Genomic DNA, 19,128 nt, shown 5'->3' with positions numbered 1-19,128 from the left:
ATCGGGCGAAGTCTCACCCGCGGCGACGGTCGCGGTCCTCACCTCGAACGGGTGAGGAGCGCCCCGGCACCGGGCGGCGCCGTTCAGGCCGTACGGGCCTTGAGCACCTCGGTGGTGAAGCCGGTGAAACGATCCCGTTCGGCCTGGGCCGGTGCCAGGACCAGCCGGTCGCCCACCTCCGCCACGGCGGCGCGCAGCTCCTTGGACGCCCGGCGCGCCCGGCGGCGGCCCGCCAGCCACGCCGCGGCGCGCGAGAGCAGCGCGATGAGGATCCCCGCCACGGCCGCGCCGAGCAACATCGCGGTGGGCCACGGCACCTCACCGACCTTGGGCGTCGGCACGTCCGGCAACCGCAGGTAGCTCACCACCGCCAGCGCCCCCAGCCAGAGAGCGCCCGCGGCCAGCACCGCGAAGACCAGCCACTGCAGGAAGCCCACCGCCTTCCACCAGCGGGGCCGCCGGGCCGCGCCCAGCGACGTGGTCGCCACGGCCCGGTCGAGCGCGTCGGCGAGCTCGTCGTTGTGCGACCGGGCCGCCTCGCGGACGGCCCGCGCCCACGGTTCGGGCACGTCCTCGGCCGTTCCGGCGCCGACCTCGCGGACCGCGACCTCCATCTCCGACCGCCGGACGGGCGACACCACCGGCAGCGACGTCCGGCCCGCGCCGCCCCCGTCCCGCACGTCCAGGCGCAGCCGGCGCAGCGGGTCGGGCCGGAACCGGCGGACCCAGCGGGTGACGGGCCAGCCGGTCGCGACCACGGCACGATGCCGGTGCGCCTTGGCCACCGCGTCCACCACCGCCGGCACGCCGGCGGCCTGAGCGAGCGCGGCCGTCAGCGGCGCGCGCAGCCGGTCGGGCGTCCGGCCCGGCTTCACCGCGCCGGTCAGGCCGGCCGCGGTCGCCAGGTCGTCGGCCGCGGCGCCCGCGTCCGCCGCCAGCCGGGCCGCCCACGCCTGGCGGCGCGCGACCCGTTCGACCAGCATCCGCCGCAGCTCCGGCACGCCCTGCCCGGTGCGCGCCGACACCGCCACCACCGGCACGCCCGTGAGGCCGTCGGCCTCCAGCAGGCCGCGCAGGTCGTCCAGGCAGCGCGCGACGGCCGGCTCCGGCAGCCGGTCGACCTGGTTGAGCACGACGACCATGACGTCCTTGTGCCGCGACAGCGGGCGGAGGTAGCGCTCGTGCACGGCCGCGTCGGCGTACTTCTGCGGATCGAGCACCCACACCAGCATGTCGACGACCGCGACGAGCCGGTCCACCTCCAGCCGGTGCGCGGTCTCGATCGAGTCGTGGTCGGGCAGGTCCAGCAGGACGAGCCCGCCGAGCTCGTCGGCCCGCTCATCGGTGCCGGCCTCCACGGTGTGGCGGCGCGGCACGTCCAGCCAGTCCAGCAGCGGCCCGGCCCCCTCGGCCTCCCAGCACGCCGCCTGCGCGGCCGAGGTCGTCGGCCGGGTCACGCCGACCGCGGCGAGCTCGGTCCCCGACAGCTCGTTGAACAGCGAGGACTTGCCGCTCCCCGTCGCACCGGCCAGCGCGGCGACCGTGTGCTCGGCCGACAGCCGTGCCCGCGCCCCCGCCCGCCGCACGACATCGCGCGCCCGCTCGACCGGCGCCCCGTCGAGCCGCTCCTCCGCCAGATCCGCCGCCGTCTCGAGGGCGGCGAGGCGTTCGTCCAGCGAGACCGCGCTCTTGCGCCGCAGGACCTTCACAGCGCCGTCCCCTCCGGGATCTCCAGGCGATGCGCGTGCACCGCCGCCGCGGCGGCCCGCAACGCCTCCGGGTCGGCCACCTCGTCCAGCAGGCCGGCGAACCGCGCCTCCTCATCGTCCAGAAGCTCGCGCACCCGCCGCCGCAGGTCGTCGCGCGCCTCCTCGGTCAGCCTGCGCACGGCCTGGTCGCCGAAGACGGCCTCCAGCACCTTCTGGCCGAGGACCGTGGTCCCGCCCGCGATGCCGATCTCGATGCCCGTCAGCCCGCCCGTCGAGGCGAACACCCCGAGCATGAGCATCAGCCCGAGCCCGTTCACCCCGAACGAGGCGGCCCTGGCCCGGCCGCGCCGGTCGCCGCCCTCGGTGCTGACGAGTTCGAGCACGTACCCCTGCCACTCCCTGACGGCCTTCTCCGCACGCCCCCGGAGCTCCGCCGACGCCCGTCCCAGCCGGCCCGCGGTCTCGACGCCCGAACGTTCCAGCAGGTCACGCCCCGCCGCGTCGGCCAGCCACGCCTCCACCGCCCGTTCCGCCGAGCTGTCGGCGACCGCCCGGATCAGCGACTCGACGCCGCTCTCCAGCGCCGTCGCCAGCTCCCGGCCCGACGCCGGACGGCCCTTGATCGCGGCGACCACCCGATCGCGGATCCGCCCGATCCGCGACTCCAGCGCCCGCATCAGGTCGCCCGTGCCGATGAAGTCCTGCCACCGCGCGAGCACCTCGCCGCGCAGCAGCGTCCCGTCCCGCATGCCCTCGTCGAACGCCGACATCCCGGCCGCGTAGCTCTTCGCGGCCAGCGCCCGCAGGTGCCCCTCGGCCCCGCGCTGCCGCTCGACCGCGTCCGCCAGCGCCGGCAACCTGACCGCGAGGCTGTCGAGCGCCCCCGACAACGTCCGCCGCACGACCTCGCCCCGCGCCCTCGCGTCGGCGGAGAGCCCCGCCAGCCACTCCTTGATCACCGCGACGGTGTCCGCCGGCAACCTGGTGCTCTCCGACGGCAGGTCGAGCTCCGGCACCACGAACAGCGGCGTCCCGCCCAGCCCGTTCTCCTCCAGCAACCGTGCGAGGTCACGGCTCACCGGCTCGACCGCGTCCCGCGGCGTCCGCTGCAGGATGACCGCCAGCGCCGTGCTGCGCTCGCGCGCCGTGCGCAGGAACGCCCACGGCACCTCGTCGGCGTACCGCGCCGCCGTGGTCACGAACAACCAGAGATCCGCCGCGGCCAGCAGCTGCGCCGCCAGCTCCCGGTTGGCCGTCACCACCGAGTCGATGTCGGGCGCGTCCAGCAGGGCCAGCCCGCTCGGCACCGCCGCCGTCGTGACGACCTTCAGCGTGCCCGGCTCGGCGAGCCCGGCACCGGTCACCCTGGGCAGCCCCGGCAGGACGTTCATCGTCAGGAACCAGGGCGCGTCCTCGGGATGCGCCACCAGCGTGGGTGCCAGGGTCGTCGGGCGCAGCACGCCCGCCTGGGTGATGTCCTCCCCGGCCAGGGAGTTGACCAGCGTCGACTTGCCTGCGCCCGTCGAACCGCCCACCACCGCCAGCAACGGCGCGTCGATCGCGGCCAGCCGCGGCAGCAGGTAGTCGTCGAGCTGCCCCACCAGCTCCTTGCGCGCGCGGCGGTCCTCCGCCACGGCACCGATCTCCAGCGGGAACAGGTCATGGTCGAGCAGCCGCCGCAGTTCCCCCAGCGCCGCCGACAGGTCATCGGACACACCCCGATCCTTCCCCCACCGCCTTCGCGAAACGTGGTGCGACCCTCGCGCTTGGGCGCCCCTTGACCTCGGCGGGCGGTTTCCCGGCGCGGTGCGCGGCCGTCAGCGCCCGGCGTGCTTGACGGCGCGGAGGACGACGAACTTGGGATTGCCCGCGACGGTGGCGCAGTCGCCGAAGATCCGCCGCAGCTTCACGTGGTAGCCGAGGTGGCGGTTGCCGACGATCCACAGCTCGCCGCCGGGGCGCAGGGCCTTGTGGGCGCCGGTGAACATGCGCCAGGCGGTGGCGTCGGTCGTGGCCTGGTGGGAGTGGAACGGCGGGTTGCTGAGGATCAGGTCGAACGAGCCGGGCGCGACCTCGGTGAGGGCGTCGGCGGCCTGGAACCCGGCCTTGGCGGGGAGGTCGTTGGCGCGGAACGTGGCCTCGGCGGACGCGACCGCCTGGAAGGACTCGTCGACGAGGAGGATCTCGGCGCCGGGGTGGGCGAGGGCGGCGGCCAGGCCCACGACGCCGTTGCCGCAGCCGAGGTCGGCGATGCGGGCGTAGCCGCCCCGGGGAAGGTGCTGGAGGAAGAAGCGGGTGCCGATGTCCAGGCGGTCGGCGCAGAAGATCCCGGCGTGGTTGACCACGGTGCGGCCGGAGGCGATGCCGATGCCGGCCGGGAGGTCGTAGGTGAGCGGCCAGGGGTTGGGCGGCCGCTCCAGGTCTTCGGGGGTGCAGTGGATCAGGCGGGCCTTCTTCACCGCGAGGGAGGTGCGGGTGGGGCCGATGATCTGCTCGAAGAGCCGCAGGGTCGAGGTGTGGATCTCCTTGACCATGCCGGTGCCCAGGACGCGGGTGCCCGGGTGGAGGGCCGGGGCCAGGCGGTGGAGCTGGTCCTCCAGCAGCGCGAGGCTCTTGGGAACGCGGATCAGGAGCGTGTCGACACGTTCGGGCGGGGCGTCCCGGGTGGTGAGCAGCCGGAGCGGGGCGCCGGCGCCGTTGCGGGCCAGGTTGGCGCGGGTGGCCGACCTGGCGAGGAACGAGTCGGAGATCTGGACGGGGTCGTGAGCCGCGAGCGAGGTGGTCAGGGCGCCCCAGCGGTCGCCGAGGACGGCCACGGTGCCGGTGGGCCCGGCGGGTCCGGTGGACTCGGCGAGCTCGCGCAGGAGGTACTCGTCGGCGGCGTCCCAGGCACGCAGCCGGTCGCGCGGGTCGTCCGGGAAACGCGCGAGCGTACGGGCGCCCCAGGCCGTCTCTAGCTGATCCATAGCCTGACCAGGCTAAAGCTTGCGGGCCATCCCGGTGTAATGGAGCTGCTGGGCGACGGTGAGCTCGGCGGGCGGCGGCACGTCCGGGCGCCAGCGCGGGTTGGGGACGACGCCGGGATCCAGCAGCTCGTAGCCGTCGAAGTAGGCGGTGATCTCCTCGGGCGTGCGGAAACGGCCGGTGCCCAGCAGGCGCAGGAACTTCTCCTGCATGGCCGCGGCGATCGGGCTGAAGCTGCAGAAGTGCGTGATGAACAGGTGGCTGCCCGGCGGCACGGCGTCCATGTAGGCGTCCACCAGGCGTTTGGGGTCCTCGTCGTCGTGGAGGTGGTGGAGGATCGCGACGAGCATGACGCCGACCGGCTCGGAGAAGTCGATCAGGCGCGGCACGTCGGGGTGGCCGAGGATGCTCGCCGGGTCGCGCAGGTCGGCGGTGACCACGGTGGCGCGGTCGTCGGCGGACAGGATCGCCCGGCCGTGCGCCTGGACGATGGGATCCCGGTCGACGTACACGACGCGGGAGTGCGGGTCCACGCGCTGCGCCACGGTGTGGGTGTTCTCCGCGGACGGCAGGCCCGCGCCGAGGTCGAGGAACTGCCGCACGCCCGCCTCGGCCATGACGCGCACGCCGCGGCCCAGCGTGGCGCGGTTGATGCGGGCCATGGTGAGGACCTCCGGCATGCCCTCCTGGAGCTGGGCGAGCACCGCGCGGTCGACCTCGAAGTTGTCCGTCCCGCCGAGCGCCGCGTTGTAGACCCGCGCGATGCTCGGCTTGCCGGCATCGATGTCCGGTTCTCCTGGCATTGCCCATATATACCGTTGAATCCGCGGGGGTCCTAGGTCCAACGGACCGGCACGGCTGGTCCCGGCGCCCGACGCGCCGGCGGGGGCCCGGCGATCAGCATGAACGCCATGACCACGACACACGAGCCAGGACCCGTCAAGGAGTCCGCTCCCCGCTCCCGCCGATCGACTCCGGCCTGGGCCGCCGTGCTCGCCGCGAGCGTCGGGCAGTTCCTCGTCGTCCTGGACATCTCCGTCGTGAACGTCGCGCTGCCGGACATGCGGGCAGGGCTGGGCCTCGGCGCCACCGGCCTCCAGTGGGTGGTGAACGCCTACTCGCTGGCGTTCGCCGGGTTCCTGCTGCTGGGCGGCCGGGCCGCGGACCTGTTCGGGCGCAGGCGCGTCTTCATCACCGGTCTCGGGATCTTCACCCTCGCCAGCCTGGCGGGCGGGCTCGCGCAGGACGCGGGCACGCTGATCGCGGCGCGGGCCGCGCAGGGGCTGGGCGCGGCGGTGCTGGCGCCGGTCACGCTGTCACTGATCACCAGCACGTTCCCGGCGGGCCCGGCCCGCACCAGGGCGATCGCCACCTGGACGGCCGTCGGCACCGCCGGCGGCGCGGCGGGCGGCCTCGTCGGCGGCCTGCTCACCGACTACCTCAACTGGCGCTGGGTGCTGCTGATCAACGTACCGGTCGGCATCGTGGTGACCGCCATCGCGGCGGGCTGGCTGCGCGACGAGCGCACGACGGCGGGCCGGCCGCGGCTCGACGTGCCCGGCGCGATCCTGGTGACGGCCGGCGTCGCGGCGCTCAACTTCGGGATCACCCGGACCGAGACGCACGGCTGGACGTCGGCGGACTCGCTCGTCCCGCTGCTCGCCGGGCTGGCGGCGCTGACCGCCTTCGTCGCGGTCGAGGCGCGGAGCGCGCAGCCGCTCGTGCCGCTGCGCCTGTTCCGGCTGCGCAGCGTGGCGGTCGGCAACCTCGCCACCCTGGTCAGCATGCTGGGCGGCTTCGCGCTCTGGTACTTCCTGTCGCTCTACATGCAGAACGTGCTGGACTACAGCGCCGTCCGCACCGGCGTCTCGTTCCTGCCGCACACCGCCGGGATCATCATCGGCTCCAAGCTCGCCCCGGCGCTGATGGCCCGGATGGACGCGCGGCTGCCGGCCGGGCTCGGCGGGCTGCTCGCCGCCGGCGGGTTCGCCTGGCAGAGCGCGGTGCTGCACGAGGACGGCACGTTCCTCGGCTCCATCCTCGGGCCGGGCGTGACGATGGCGATCGGCTTCGGCCTGCTGATGACGCCGCTGGTGGAGGCCTCGACGACGGGGGCGTCCGCCGAGGAGGCGGGCGCGGTGGCCGGGATCGTCAACACCTCGCGGACGATCGGCGGCGCGATCGGGCTCACCGTCCTCGCCACCGCCGCGGCCCGCTCGGGCTCGGACCTGGCGGACGGCTACGCGACCGCCTTCCTGGTGGCCGCGGTCATCACCGCGATCGGCACCGCCCTGGTCGCCCTGCTGCCCCGCCCCGAACGTACCGGGAGCCCCGCCGCGTAAAGGGCGGTGCCCCGGGACGGTCAGCGTTTCGGCCAGTGCCAGGCGGGCTCGTCGAGGAGGCCCTGTCCAGGCTGCTGACCGCGCGCCGCGTGGTTACCACGAGGCTCACGCGCCCCGTCCGGTTTTGCCGCTTCCTGCCATTCCTACCGGTAAGTACCGCGCCCGGCCGCGCGGCGGCATCATGGTCGTGTCGTAGCTCGGGATGCGCTTGTAGCTCGGGATGCCCTGAGGGGGCACCTTGGAACAACTCGGCCCGGAGGACCCGCCCCGGATCGGCCGTTACAGGCTGGTCGCCCGTCTCGGTCAGGGCGGTATGGGGCAGGTCTTCCTCGCGCTCTCGCCCGCGGGTGCCCCGGTGGCGCTCAAGGTGATCCATCCGCACTACGCGGCGGACCCGCGGTTCCGGTCGCGGTTCGAGCGCGAGGTGGCCAACGCGCGGCGGGTCAGCGGCGCGTTCACCGCGCCGGTCATCGACGCCGACCCCACCGCCGCCGCGCCCTGGCTGGTCACCGCGTACCTGCCGGGCATGGCGCTGTCCGAGGCGGTGAAGACCCAGGGCCCCTTCCCGCTGCCCGCGGTCTACTCGCTGGCGGCGGGCATCGCCGAAGGGCTCCAGTCGGTGCACCGGGCCGGCGTGGTGCACCGCGACCTGAAGCCGGCGAACGTGCTGCTCGGCCAGGACGGCCCGCGGATCATCGACTTCGGCATCGCCCGCGCCGCGGAGGAGAGCGGGCTCACCCGGCCGGGCGCGGTCCTCGGCTCGCCCGGCTACATGTCCCCCGAGCAGGCCGCCGGGCAGCCCCTGGACGCGGCGAGCGACGTCTTCTCGCTCGGCGCGGTGATCGTCTTCTGCGCGACGGGCGAGGGCCCGTTCGGCCGCGGCCCGGTCGCGGAGCTCATCCGCAGGGCCACCACCGAGCCGCCCCGCCTCGACGGCATCGGCGAGGGCTTCCTGCGCGACCTCGTGGCCGGCTGCATGCAACGCGACCCGAGGCAGCGGCCGCTCACCTGGCAGATCCTGGAGACGTTGCACCGGCACGCGGCGTCGCCGGAAGGGGTCGGCTGGATGCCGCCCCGGCTCGCCGCCGCGATCCGCGCGCGTGACGAGCCGGTCGAGCCGCCGGTCGACCGGCGCAGGCTGCTGCTCGGCACGGCCGCCGCGGTGACCGCCGCGGCGGCCGGGGGCATCGCCGCCGTGCGCGTCACCGGGAAGATCGCCGAGACGGGCGAACGGGCGGCGTTCGCGACCACGGCACCGACCCGGGCGGTGCCCTCCGCCACCGGCACCAGGCCGCCCGGCGCGTTCGCCTCCCCCGCGCCGGCCCCCAGGGAGGTCTGGCGGCGGCCGATGCCGATGTACGGGTGGATGGCCGCCGCGCCTGGCCGGGTGTTCGCCGCCGACACCCGCGAGCTGACCGCCTTCGACGCCCGGACGGGCACGCCGCGCTGGCGCGTGGCCCGGCGCGCCGTCCAGCGGCCCGTCGTCGTCGGCGACCTGGCCGTCGTCGGGGAGAGAAGCGGTCATCTCCTCGCCGTGGACCTCGCGAGCGGGCGGGAACGCTGGCGCCACGCCAGGTCCGGGGTCGGCTTCTCCGATCTCCTCGTCGCCGGCGGGAACGTCTGCTTCGCCGCGTTCAACACCGAGCTGGACCGCCTGACGCTGATCGGGCTGGACCCGCGGACAGGCGCCGAACGCTGGCGCGCCGAGCCGCTGACGTCGGACGAGACCACCTTCTCCCACCTCGCGGTGGCGGGCGGCCACATCGCCGTGGCGTTCGGGGACGCCCTCCACCTGGTCGACGCCCGCGACGGCCGCCGGTCGTGGCGGGCCCCGATGCGGGGCGCGCGGCTCTGCGGCGCCGACGCCGGCACGGTGTACGCGGTCGGCGGCGGGCAGCTGCACGCCGTCCGCGACGGCAAGGACGCGTGGGCCGTCGCCGTGGGCGCGGACATCGTCCGCGGCGTGCTGGTCGCGGACACGCTCGTCCTGTCCGAGAGCGGCGCGCTGACCGCGATGGCGAAGGCCGACGGGCGGTTCCGGTGGGAGCTGCGCGACAACTCGCCGACCGCGCGCTCCTGGGACCTGCTCGTCCCGGGCACGCGGCACGTCTTCGTGACGGCGACCGGCTCGGGCGACCTGACCGCGGTCGACACCGCGACGGGCGCCATCCGGTGGCGGCACACGGTCAAGGGCAGGAATCCCCGGCACAGTGACGCCGTCGAGGCGGACGGGACCGTGTACGTCTCGTCCACCGCCGACTCCTCCGACGGGCGCTCGCGGCTCCACGCGCTCGCGCTCCCCCAGTGAAGCTCCCCGGCGAAAGGCCCAGCGGTGGAACCACTCCGGTCGTCCGACCCCCGGCGCGTCGCCGGCTACGAGGTCCTGGCGCGGCTCGGGACGGGCGGGACGGGCGAGGTCTACCTCGCCGGCTCGCCGGGCGGCCGGCAGGTGGCGATGAAGGTCGTGCACCGCCATCTCGCCGGCGACCCCGCCGTCCGGGACGGGTTCCGGCGCGAGCTCGCCGCGGTGCGCTCGGTGAGCGGCGTCTACACCGCGCCGTTCGTGGACGCCGACGCGGACGCCGAGCGGCCGTGGCTGGCCAGCGCGTACCTGCCCGGCCTGCACCTGGCCGAGGCCGTCACCGCCTACGGCCCGCTGCCGCCGCCGTCGGTGCGCGCGCTCGGCGTGGGGCTGGCCGAGGCGCTCTCGGCGATCCACCGGGCCGGGGTCGTGCACCGAGATCTCACGCCGCGCAACGTGCTGCTCAGCGTCGACGGGCCGAAGGTGCTGGACTTCGGGGTGGCCAGGGCGCCGGGCGACGAGCTCGCCGACGGGGCGGGGTCGCCCGGCTTCATGGCGCCGGAACAGGTCGCCGACGGTGACTCGGGGCCCGCCGGCGACGTCTTCGCGCTGGGCGCGGTGCTGGTGTATGCGTCGGCGGGCACCGGCCCGTTCGGCGCCGACGAGAACCACCTCGTGCTCCGCAGGACCCTGCTCGCCCCGCCCTGGCTGGACGGGGTCGCCGACCCGGCGCTGCGCGCCGTGATCGCCGGCTTCCTGGCCAAGGCCCCCGCCGAACGCCCCACGGCCGACCAGGCCCTCGAACGGCTCAACGCGCTGCCGGGCCCCGTGCCCAGCGGGACCGTCTGGCTCCCCGCACCGCTGGCGGCGGGCGTCTCCGCCCGGCTGGAGGCGCCGATCCCCGCTCCGGTCGGCCGGATCTCGCGCCGCACGGTCCTCCTCGTCGGCGGGGCGCTCGGCGCGGCCGCCACCGCGACCGGGGGCGTCGTGTGGGGTGCGAGCCGGTTCATCCAGGACGGCCCGGACCGGGTGCTCTGGACCTACCAGGAGGCCAAGGCCACGCCGTGGGCGGGCCCGACCGTCCGCGCCGGATCGCTCTTCGTCGTGCCCGGCGACCGCATGGTGGCACTCGACCCCGTGACCGGCCGGCGCCGCTGGAGCGGCGCGGAGGACGTCCGCGTCGGCGAGGCCCCCGACAACACCTGGGACCGGGTGGGAGGGGACGTCGCGATCGAGGCCGGCGGGCGCCTGGGGCATGTGGTCGCGCGGAGCGGGTCGGCGAGCACCGCGACCCTGCTGACCTTCGACGTCGGCACCGGGCGGGTGATCTGGCGGCGGGAGTTCGAGACCTCGCCCCTCCGGCCCGGGACCAGCCACCACCTGCGCGCGGGGAACGCCGTGTGCCTGCGCGAGGGGGTCATGGCCGGGGTCCTGGCGCTCGCCGCCGACACCGGGCGGCAACTCTGGCGCGTGCCCGGGGCGGGCGCCCTCCAGGCCGCCGGCCAGACCGGGACCGGCGCCCCGATGGTGTTCGCCGAGCTCGACAGCACGGTCAGGGCGATCGATCCCGCGACCGGCCGCCAGGTGTGGACGACCCGCTACTCGGCGCCGAACACCCTGGTCAACCTGCGGGCGCTGCGCGTGGCCGGCGACCGCGTCCTGGCGCTCGCCACCGACGAGCTCCTCGTGCTGGACGCCCGGACGGGGAAGATCCTCTTCCGGCACCAGGCCAGCACCGCCGGGTCCTACCAGCCGGACGCCCTCCGGACCGGCGATCTGCTCCTGTACGGCGGGCTCGCCGGCAAGCTGAGCGCGTTCGACGCCACCACGGGGAGGTCGCGCTGGGCGTTCGACCTCCGGCCGGCGCGGGCCGTGGTCCAGCCCGTTCCCCGGCCGGTGCTCGCCGGATCGGCCGTCGTCCTCGCCGACAACGACGGTGCGCTGGTCAACCTGGAGCTCGCCAACGGGCGGGCCCTGTGGCGGCGGGAGATGAACGCCGAGCAGGGGGAACGGCCGGTCCTGCTCGGCGGGCTGCTGCACCTCTGCGGGAAGGACGCGCTGTACTCGGTCGACCCCGCCGAAGGGCGGGTGGTGCGCCGGCTGGCCGAGATCCGCGACGGGTCCGACGGCGAGGTCACCGGAGGGTCGCTGCTCTGCGCGATGGGGACCACGCTGTTCTTCCATCACCGCAGGGGCGAGTTCGTCGCGGTGCGCGCGTGAGGGAGGTCTGATGTCGAACGTGGCGAGCGTCCTCGGCCTGCTGGTCCTCACGGTCCTCGCGGCCGCCTGGGGCGTCGTCCAGATCGCCGACCTGCGCTTCTGGGCCGGCCCCGCCTGGTCGGCGCAGCGCCCCGGCCCGCCCGGCGGCACCACCCGGCCGTCGCCGCTCGCCTCCCCGTTCGCGCGGGCGGCGCTGCGGCTGGGGGTCGGGCTCGCCGGCTGGGCCCTCGGCTTCGGCATCATGATCGTGCTCCCCGCCGACGCGGACTGGGTCCTGGCCGAGAACCTCATGGGCGCCTGGCTGGCCGTCGGCCTCTTCTCCGCGTGCCTCCTGGTCGGGGCCAGCATCACGCACAGCGTGCTCGCGGGGCTGCGGCGCCTCTCCGTCGTCCGCGGGTGGGCCGCCTGCGGGGTCCTGCTCGTCCACGCCCTCGCCCTCTCGGGGACCGCGCGCCTGGTGTCGGCGGCGAAGGTGGACGATCTCGGCGACGACCCGCTGATCGCGTTCTGGCTGATCGTCGCGTTCCTGCCGCTGCTCGCGGTGACGCTGCCGGGCCTGCACTTCGGGAGCACCGCCGGCCGCACCGCGCTGGCGGTCTACCTGGCGTTCCTCGTCTCCTGGGCACTGCGCTGCCTGGTGCTCGTCCTCTCCACCGCGGGCACGCTCCAGGTGGACGCCGACGTGGTCACGCTGCTGCTGGTCGAGCTCACCGTCATCAGCCTCGGCTACCTGTGGGCCCGGCGGTTCGGCCCGCGCGCCGCGGGGTCCACGGCGGGTGCCCGGCCGGCCGCGCGTTCCCGGCCCGTCGCACGGTAGGCCCGGCGCTCGCCGCGGCGGCCGATCGGCTCGCGGACGGCGCCGCCGACGACCTCGGACCATCGCGCGGCGGGCGCCTGGCACGGACACTGGGTCAACGTTCCCATGCCGGCCCCCGGATAAGGGCGCCCGCCGGCGCGGCGGTGATCCGAACGCTTCACAGCCCAGCACATGCGTGCGATCCTTGCGAGGACACGTCCCGCGACCGGTCGAATCCCGGACATCCGCGTCGGTTTCCGGATGGTCGCGGGGAAGGGAAACCGATGCGTGCCGAAGGCGGCGCCACCCGGTCCGTGCTCTCCACGACCGACCCCGGCGAAGCCACGGCTTTCCTCATGGAGGCCTACGCCGGCCGGGAACTGCGGATCTCGGGCGACGGCGGCGGGTTCCGGTTCACCGCCGTCGACGTCGCCTTCGCGGGCATCCACGTGAACTGGCTGCGCCACTCGATGGCGGCGTACGGGACCACGGAGCCCGCCGAGCACCTGGTGATCGCGCAGTCCTTCGGGACGGGCTTCTGGCTCGGCACCGGGCGGGAGCAGGTCCGCCTCGGCCGCGCGGAGATCGCCGCCAAGCCGCCGCACCTGCCGGCCGAGGGCGGCTGGGACCGGCTGCGCGCGCACTCGGTGCAACTGCCCATGGAACTCATCGCGCGGGTCGCCGCCGAGAACACCGGCATCCGTCCCGCCGAGCTCGCGTTCACGCTGGCCCGCCCGGCCAACGACGCGGTCCGCCGGCACTGGACGCTCGCGCTGCGGCACGTCGTCCAGGGCGTCCTGTCGGTCCCGGAGGTCGCGGCCAACCCGCTGGTCCTGGGGCAGGCGGCGCGCACGCTCGCCGTCGCGGCGCTGGCCACGTTCACCAACACCGCGATGACGCTCGACCCGACCATCGACCCCCTCGTCGAGCCCGGCACGGGACGGGACAGCGCGACCCCCGCCGTCGTCCGCCGGGCGGTCGCGTTCGTCCAGGAGAACGCCCACCGCGACATCACGCTGACCGACATCGCGGCCGCCGCCCGCATCGGCCCCCGCGGCCTCGCCTACGCCTTCCGGCGCCATCTGGACACCACCCCGATGTCCCACCTGCGCCGGGTCCGCCTGGAGGGCGCCCACGTCGACCTGTGCGAGGCCGACCCCGCCTCCGGCGTCACCGTGGAGTCCATCGCCCGCGCATGGGCGTTCACCCACCTCGGCCGCTTCGCCGAGCTCTACCGGCACGCCTACGGCCGGCCGCCCTCGCACGACCTGCGCACCTGACCGGCCGCGTCCGCCCTGCCCAGAGGTATAGACCATGTTGCGAACAGGGGTGGGGTATCAGAGAAGATCTCTCCCTACCGTGGCGTGACCGCCATCTGGATTTCTTCGGCCCGGGCGACCGGGCCGTCGCAGGAGGACTACACCGACGATGAGCGACTCTCTGGCCAATCCCCGCCGTACCAAGCTCGACGCCTGGCCCTCACGGCAGGCCGACCCGGAACCGGCGAAGGACGACCAGTCCGGCGGCGCCGCCTCGGCCCAGGCCGAAGGCGACGCCGAGTAAAGCAGGTCCGAACGATCAGGTGCTCCCCATGGCCCGCCCGGAGACCCGGGCGGGCCATGGTCATGCCTGCCGGTAATTCGGTTGACCCCGTTCTGCGTGCTTTGGGATAGTCGTTCCAGCGCCCAGCCGAGAAGGCCTTACACGCAGCTCCTTGTGAGCATCAGATTGCAGCTCTGACAATTCACGGCTTCCTCACTCGGGCGCGACCTCTTCGGTGGCGTGACGCCTGTCACGCCACTTTTTCGTCCGGGATCGGCGGGGGGCCGAGGGATGCGCGCCGAGGACCAGAGTGCGGCCGACCGCCTGCTGGCGCTCGTTCTCAACTCCGGCGCGCACCTGTGGCACAACCGTCCGGGCCTCGCCGTGGGCGACGAGTGGTTCCCCGCCACCAGGCGCCAGACCGGCCCGCACGGGCGGCGTGCGCGCGGCGGCGCCGAGGGCGTGCGGGTCGCGCCTGGCCTCTTCGTTCCCGCGGCCACGCACCTGTACGGCAGTCTGCTGGAGCTGTACGAGATCCAGCCGGCGCTGATGGCGCACTTCGCCTCGTACTCGCTCACCGAGACCGAGTGGCGCGACCTCAAGGTGTGCTGCGCGGCGCTGATGCTGGTGCAGTCCAGGTCCGGGCAGCCGGTCCGGGACGACGACGGCTCGATCGCCTTCCACGACGACGACTACCGCGCCGTCGGCGAGGCCATGATCCTCCACTACGAGCAGGGCTCATCGCGGATGATGACGCCCAAGTCGGTGCTGCGCGTCGCCCAGCTCCTGGAGAACCCCGACATCGCCGAGCTCAACCGGGCCGCCGACTTCGCCGACCCGGCCGGCCGCCGCCCGCCGCTGGGCCGGTGGCCGCGCGCCGCCCGCCAGTGGCTGGCGTTCCGCGAGCGCAACCTGCCGCTCCTCGAAGGGCTGGTCAAGGCCGGCTACAAGGAGACGATCAAGCAGATCGCCCGCAAGAGCGGTTACCGCCCCGAGTCCGAACGTTTCTTCGAGGTGCTCGGCTGGCCGCAGAAGCAGGCCGGCGGCGGGCACCGCACGCTGGGGCTGGACGGCGGGATGCGGCTGCGCCGCCAGGAACGCTTCGACGGGCTGGACGAGGCCGAGATCTGCGAGCGCATCGTCACGGGGAGGCTCTCCTACAAGGAGGCCGTCGGGCGGCTCCCGGCCGGCACCGGCCTCACCGCGGCGATCATGGTGGCACTGCTGCCGTCGTTGTCGGACCGCGAGCTGCGCCTGCTCACTCCCACCCTCGAAGGGCTGGGGCTGCTGGCCGACGACGAGGTCCGCGCCCGCTGGGAGCGCGCGGTGCGGACCGCCACCGACCAGCGCGCCCTCACCATCGCCCGCAACGTGCACGACCGGGGCCTGCGCGAGAAGCTCGAGGAGGCCGCCGACAACGCGGCCCGCACCGCCGTCGAGGAGACGATCGCCGACGACCTGGAGATCATGTTCCTGATCGACAAGTCCGGGTCGATGGAGGGCGCGATCGAGCAGTCCAAGGAGGCGCTGTCCCGCATCCTCGCCGGGTTCCCGCTCGACCGGCTGCACATCGCCGCGTTCGACACCACCGGCTGGGTGCTGCGGCCGCGCGCCGCCAGCCGGGTCGCCGTCCGGCACATGCTCGACGGCGTGCGCGCGAGCGGCGGCACCACGCACGGGGCGGCGATCCGCGCGCTGCACCACGCGGGCGTGCGGATCCCGGCCGGGCACCGGCTGCTGGTGATCGTCGTCGGGGACGAGGCGGGCGAGAGCGGCGCGACGTTGTCGGCGGTGTTCAGCATGTTCGGCTACCGCCCGGCGGCGCTGGCGATGATCGTCAACGTGGCGTGGCAGCGCGGCGACACCGTCCGCGCCGCGGCCGCCGAGATGGGCGTGCCGTTCAGCGAGGTCGAGGTCGCGCAGTTCGACGACCCGTACCAGGTCACCCGCGTCCTGTCGGCGCTGCTCGACGCCCCGGTCCCGACCAGCGCGACGTTCGGCTGGGTCGAGAAGGTCATGGCCACTCCCCTCCTGGAGAAGCCGCTGTGAGGACCACGCCATGACGTGCACACGGTCGCGGCTCCGCCGCTCCAGGCCATGGCGCACCGACGCCCGGTCTTCCCTCGTCGGTCGTTCCTCCCTCCTCAGTCCAGACAGGGCGGCGCCATGACCGACTACCGGCGTTTCCTGGCGGCGAACGTGCCCGCGGTCGAGCTCGTCCTGCCGTACCAGGGCGGGCCGTTCGTCGCCGCCGAGGATCGCCTGCTGCGCGTCGACGGCACGGCCGAGCCGGGTTTCTGGCTGTTCGCGGTCGAGGGGCGCCGGGCGCGGCCGGTGGCGCCCGCGGACCCGCCCGACCTCGCCCACCTGCCCGCCGTGCGCGGGCACTACACCTCGGGGTACGTGGTGCGGGCGGCCGGTCACGCCGAACGGCCGGCATTCGCCTCGGTCACCGGCGAGCCGCCGCGGTTCGCGCCGGTCGTGGCCCGCCGCTGGCCGTCCGGCGCGCTGCTGCCCGACCGGCTCGACTTCGAATCCGAGGCGGAGGAGGAGGCGCGGCGGGCGTTCGAGGAGCACCGGCCGCTCGGGAACCTGAAGGGCGCGCCCGCCACGCTGCGCGCGGCCTACGGCCACGCGGTCCTGCAACGTACGGCGGCCGGCCGGGGCGTCCGGATCGTGCCCGCCGAGGCCCGCCCGATGGTCGGCGTCGTCGCGGACGAGGGCGACCCGGCCGCCGAACGGGCCGTCCAGCGGATCGTCGCCGAACGGGCCCGCCGGATCGAGGCGGAACGCACCGCCGCCGCGGGCTCCGCCCCCGCCTCGCCCGTGGTCCCCTCCGCGCCACGAAGTGCCTCCGCTCCGGCCGATCCGGTCGAGCGGGCGGGCCGGGCGCTCGACCGTGCCGGGGCGACCCTCTACGACCTGCGCACGATCGGCGGCGGGCTGATGGAGGTGCGGTACGAGTTCCTCGGCGAACGTTTCCTGTCCGTCGTCCACGCCGACACGCTGCGGGTGGCCGACGCCGGGATCTGCCTCGCCGGCGCCGACGACCGGCTGACCCTGGAGAGCCTGCCCGGCGTCATCCGCGAGGCGATCGACACCCGCGACCTCTACCTGACGGCGTACCCATGAAGGTCGAGGTGTGCTTCCTCATCGGCACGGACGGGATGTTGTTGTGGGCCGACCAGTCCGCGAGCCCGTACGCGCTGCCCGACTCCCGTGCGCGCTGGGAGGCGATCTGGCGGCATCGCGACCACCTCGCCGAGATCGCGCACACGCACCCCGCCGGGACGGCGGCGTTCTCCGCCGAGGACGAGAGCACGATGGCGGCGATCGACGCGGCGCTGGGACGCCACCTGACCTACGCCGTCGTGACGGCCACCGCCATGGTGCGCCGCCTGCCCTGCGGCTCGGACGAACGTACGGCGCCGGAGGACGAGCCGTGGTGGGCCGGCCCGCTGCGCGCCGAATCCGGCATCCGGGAAGGAGCACGATCCTGATGGCGACGCTCAACATCACCTACGACGGGCGGTCCGGCGACCTGCCGGGCACGATCGAGAGGTCCCTCACCGACGACGACATCCGCACGCTGGCCGTCGAGGTCGTGCGGACCGGCGCCATTCCGGGCCTGCACGTGCCCGACCTGCCGCCGAACGCGTTCCGCCACTTCGTGGTCGACCGGTTCGGCGGAGGGCGCGTCTACCTGCGCCCGAAGGTGCCGTTCGGCGCATGAGGATCTTCTTCTGCGGCGTCGGCGCGCTCGGCTCGACCACCGCGGTGCTCTGCCGCAACCTGCCGGCCGAGCTCGCGTTCGCCGACCACGACCGGGTCGAGAGCAAGAACCTGCTCGCGCAGGCGTACACGCGGCAGGCGGTGGGCCGCAACAAGGCCGAGGCGCTCAAGCTCCAGCTGCACAACTTCCACGGCGTGAAGGCCGAGGCGTTCCCGGTGCGGCTGGAGGAGACCAACATCGCCACGGTCGCGGGCTCCGCCGATCTCCTGGTCGACTGCCTCGACAACGCGCCGGGCCGCCTCCTGGTCTCGGCGTACGCCCGCGAGACCGGCACCCCGCTCGTCCACGCCGGGCTGAGCGGCGACGGCATGTTCGGGCTCGTGCGGTGGGACGAACGGTTCACGCCGGACGCCGCCGACCGGCCCGGGCAGCCGACCTGCGAGGGCGGCGAGCACCTGCCGCTGATCGGCCTGGTCTGCGCCACGCTGGCGCGGGTGATCCAGGATCACCTCGCCGACGGCATCCGCCGCGACGCGATGGTCACCCTCACGGGCGTGCGCACCACCGCGGAGGGCGAGACGGGCGGCCTCTAGACCGGCAGCTTGAGGTCCTCGCGGGCGCGGTCCAGGTCGTCCTTCCAGATCCACAGGCGCCGGGACGGCGGCACCTCGTGGTAGCCGAACTCCCCCATCACCCGCAGGTCGCGCAAGTCGACGCAGATCCGCTGGTAGGCGCCGGCCACGGCGGCCGCGGGGTCGCCGAGGTCGCGCTCGCCGAGCTTGACGCACGCCCGGTACTCGTAGGCCAGCAGCACGTCCTCGCCGAACTCGGCCCACACGCCGCGCCGCTCGTTCCACGCCGACTCCGCCTCGCGGACCAGCAGCCGCAGGTCGGGCTCGCGCGGGAGGGACGGGTAGATGAGGAACATCGCGCCCCAGCCCGCGGCGACCATGTCGAGGTTGAACGTGCGCCGGTCGGGGTGGTCGCGCGGCGGCAGCGGATCCTGGTCGCCGCCCTCGAACCACGGTGCCACGTACGCCAGCAGGCGCCCGTACCGGTCGATCAGCTCGCCGGTCGGGACCACCGCGGTCCGCCGCCGCGCGCCGCCCGGCCGGGTGAGGCGGCGTTCCTGCAGCGCCTCGAAGTAGGCGCTGGCCCGGACGCCCGCGTTGATGTGGCGTTCGGCCGCGTTCGAGGTCAGCCGCGACACCAGATGGTCGCGCAGCCCGTCGGGCACCAGGCCGTCGAACGTGCCGTCGGTGAGCCGTGTCCGGGTGCGGTCGAGCTTGAGCTGGGCGGTGGCCGGCAGCCCCGCGTACCCGGCCTTCTCCGGGGTGTCGACCGACACCATGCGGATCGGCTGCTCGACCACCGGGGTGTCGCCGTCGGACGTGCGGATCAGCCGCCGCGCGACGGCGGGCCGGATGACGCGGGGAAAGTCGAAGGCGAGCATGCGCAACCCCCAGTGAACGCCTGACCACTAGCTTTGCACCATTTGCACCTCTCGCCCCGATATTGGC

16 protein-coding genes are annotated in these 19,128 nt (G+C 74.7%); 11 read left to right on the top strand and 5 right to left on the bottom strand.

Annotation, left to right across the window (positions count from 1 at the left end):
- Positions 1 to 83: 83 nt before the first annotated feature.
- From ABZ810_RS09760 to ABZ810_RS09745, 4 genes are all read right to left on the bottom strand, one after another.
- On the bottom strand, positions 84 to 1,709 hold the full coding sequence (locus ABZ810_RS09760; RefSeq protein WP_358401490.1) for a YfjP family GTPase: 1,626 nt from the start codon (positions 1,707 to 1,709) through the stop codon (positions 84 to 86).
- Positions 1,706 to 3,424, bottom strand: coding sequence for a GTPase domain-containing protein (locus ABZ810_RS09755; protein ID WP_358401488.1), 1,719 nt, complete (start codon positions 3,422 to 3,424; stop codon positions 1,706 to 1,708). Before ABZ810_RS09755 ends, ABZ810_RS09760 begins: the two co-directional genes overlap by 4 nt.
- Positions 3,425 to 3,526: 102 nt before the next feature.
- Complete coding sequence (locus ABZ810_RS09750) at positions 3,527 to 4,675, bottom strand: methyltransferase (protein WP_358401486.1); 1,149 nt, start codon at positions 4,673 to 4,675, stop codon at positions 3,527 to 3,529.
- A gap of 12 nt (positions 4,676 to 4,687) precedes the next feature.
- A complete protein-coding gene (locus ABZ810_RS09745; protein WP_358401484.1) occupies positions 4,688 to 5,476 on the bottom strand; it encodes an SAM-dependent methyltransferase in 789 nt (262 codons plus the stop codon).
- A 108-nt stretch (positions 5,477 to 5,584) separates the two neighbouring features.
- Here ABZ810_RS09745 and ABZ810_RS09740 point away from each other — a divergent pair, with 108 nt between their 5' ends.
- The 11 genes from ABZ810_RS09740 (at position 5,585) to ABZ810_RS09690 (ending at position 18,201) form a co-directional block, all read left to right on the top strand.
- Complete coding sequence (locus ABZ810_RS09740) at positions 5,585 to 7,015, top strand: MFS transporter (RefSeq protein WP_358401482.1); 1,431 nt, start codon at positions 5,585 to 5,587, stop codon at positions 7,013 to 7,015.
- Positions 7,016 to 7,253: 238 nt separating this feature from the next.
- Entirely contained in the window at positions 7,254 to 9,323 is a 2,070-nt protein-coding gene (locus tag ABZ810_RS09735) for a serine/threonine-protein kinase (protein WP_358401480.1), read from the top strand.
- 24 nt (positions 9,324 to 9,347) lie between these two features.
- A complete protein-coding gene (locus ABZ810_RS09730; protein ID WP_358401478.1) occupies positions 9,348 to 11,537 on the top strand; it encodes a serine/threonine-protein kinase in 2,190 nt (729 codons plus the stop codon).
- Positions 11,538 to 11,547: 10 nt separating this feature from the next.
- Positions 11,548 to 12,354, top strand: a complete 807-nt coding sequence (locus tag ABZ810_RS09725; RefSeq protein WP_358401476.1) for a hypothetical protein — start codon at positions 11,548 to 11,550, stop codon at positions 12,352 to 12,354.
- Positions 12,355 to 12,617: 263 nt separating this feature from the next.
- Positions 12,618 to 13,613: a helix-turn-helix transcriptional regulator gene (locus ABZ810_RS09720; protein WP_358401474.1), complete on the top strand. Its 996-nt coding sequence runs from the start codon at positions 12,618 to 12,620 to the stop codon at positions 13,611 to 13,613.
- A gap of 148 nt (positions 13,614 to 13,761) precedes the next feature.
- Positions 13,762 to 13,896, top strand: a complete 135-nt coding sequence (locus ABZ810_RS09715; protein WP_358401472.1) for a hypothetical protein — start codon at positions 13,762 to 13,764, stop codon at positions 13,894 to 13,896.
- A gap of 270 nt (positions 13,897 to 14,166) precedes the next feature.
- The gene (locus tag ABZ810_RS09710) at positions 14,167 to 15,924 is read left to right on the top strand and encodes a VWA domain-containing protein (RefSeq protein ID WP_358401470.1); all 1,758 of its coding nucleotides are present in this window, start codon (positions 14,167 to 14,169) and stop codon (positions 15,922 to 15,924) included.
- 117 nt (positions 15,925 to 16,041) lie between these two features.
- Complete coding sequence (locus ABZ810_RS09705) at positions 16,042 to 17,007, top strand: hypothetical protein (RefSeq protein WP_358401469.1); 966 nt, start codon at positions 16,042 to 16,044, stop codon at positions 17,005 to 17,007.
- Positions 17,004 to 17,375 (top strand): Mov34/MPN/PAD-1 family protein, encoded by a 372-nt coding sequence (locus ABZ810_RS09700; RefSeq protein ID WP_358401467.1) that lies wholly within the window; start codon positions 17,004 to 17,006, stop codon positions 17,373 to 17,375. The genes ABZ810_RS09705 and ABZ810_RS09700 overlap by 4 nt, the downstream gene beginning before the upstream one ends.
- A complete protein-coding gene (locus ABZ810_RS09695) occupies positions 17,375 to 17,608 on the top strand; it encodes a hypothetical protein (protein ID WP_358401465.1) in 234 nt (77 codons plus the stop codon). Before ABZ810_RS09700 ends, ABZ810_RS09695 begins: the two co-directional genes overlap by 1 nt.
- Complete coding sequence (locus ABZ810_RS09690; protein ID WP_358401463.1) at positions 17,605 to 18,201, top strand: ThiF family adenylyltransferase; 597 nt, start codon at positions 17,605 to 17,607, stop codon at positions 18,199 to 18,201. The genes ABZ810_RS09695 and ABZ810_RS09690 overlap by 4 nt, the downstream gene beginning before the upstream one ends.
- Here ABZ810_RS09690 and ABZ810_RS09685 read toward each other — a convergent pair.
- Positions 18,198 to 19,061, bottom strand: a complete 864-nt coding sequence (locus ABZ810_RS09685) for a thermonuclease family protein (RefSeq protein ID WP_358401461.1) — start codon at positions 19,059 to 19,061, stop codon at positions 18,198 to 18,200. The genes ABZ810_RS09690 and ABZ810_RS09685 overlap by 4 nt on opposite strands.
- Between the last annotated feature and the right edge of the window lie 67 nt (positions 19,062 to 19,128).

Source organism: Spirillospora sp. NPDC047279 (assembly GCF_040643285.1).
Classification (GTDB): domain Bacteria; phylum Actinomycetota; class Actinomycetes; order Streptosporangiales; family Streptosporangiaceae; genus Spirillospora.
This window is presented reverse-complemented; position numbering and strand designations above follow the sequence as displayed.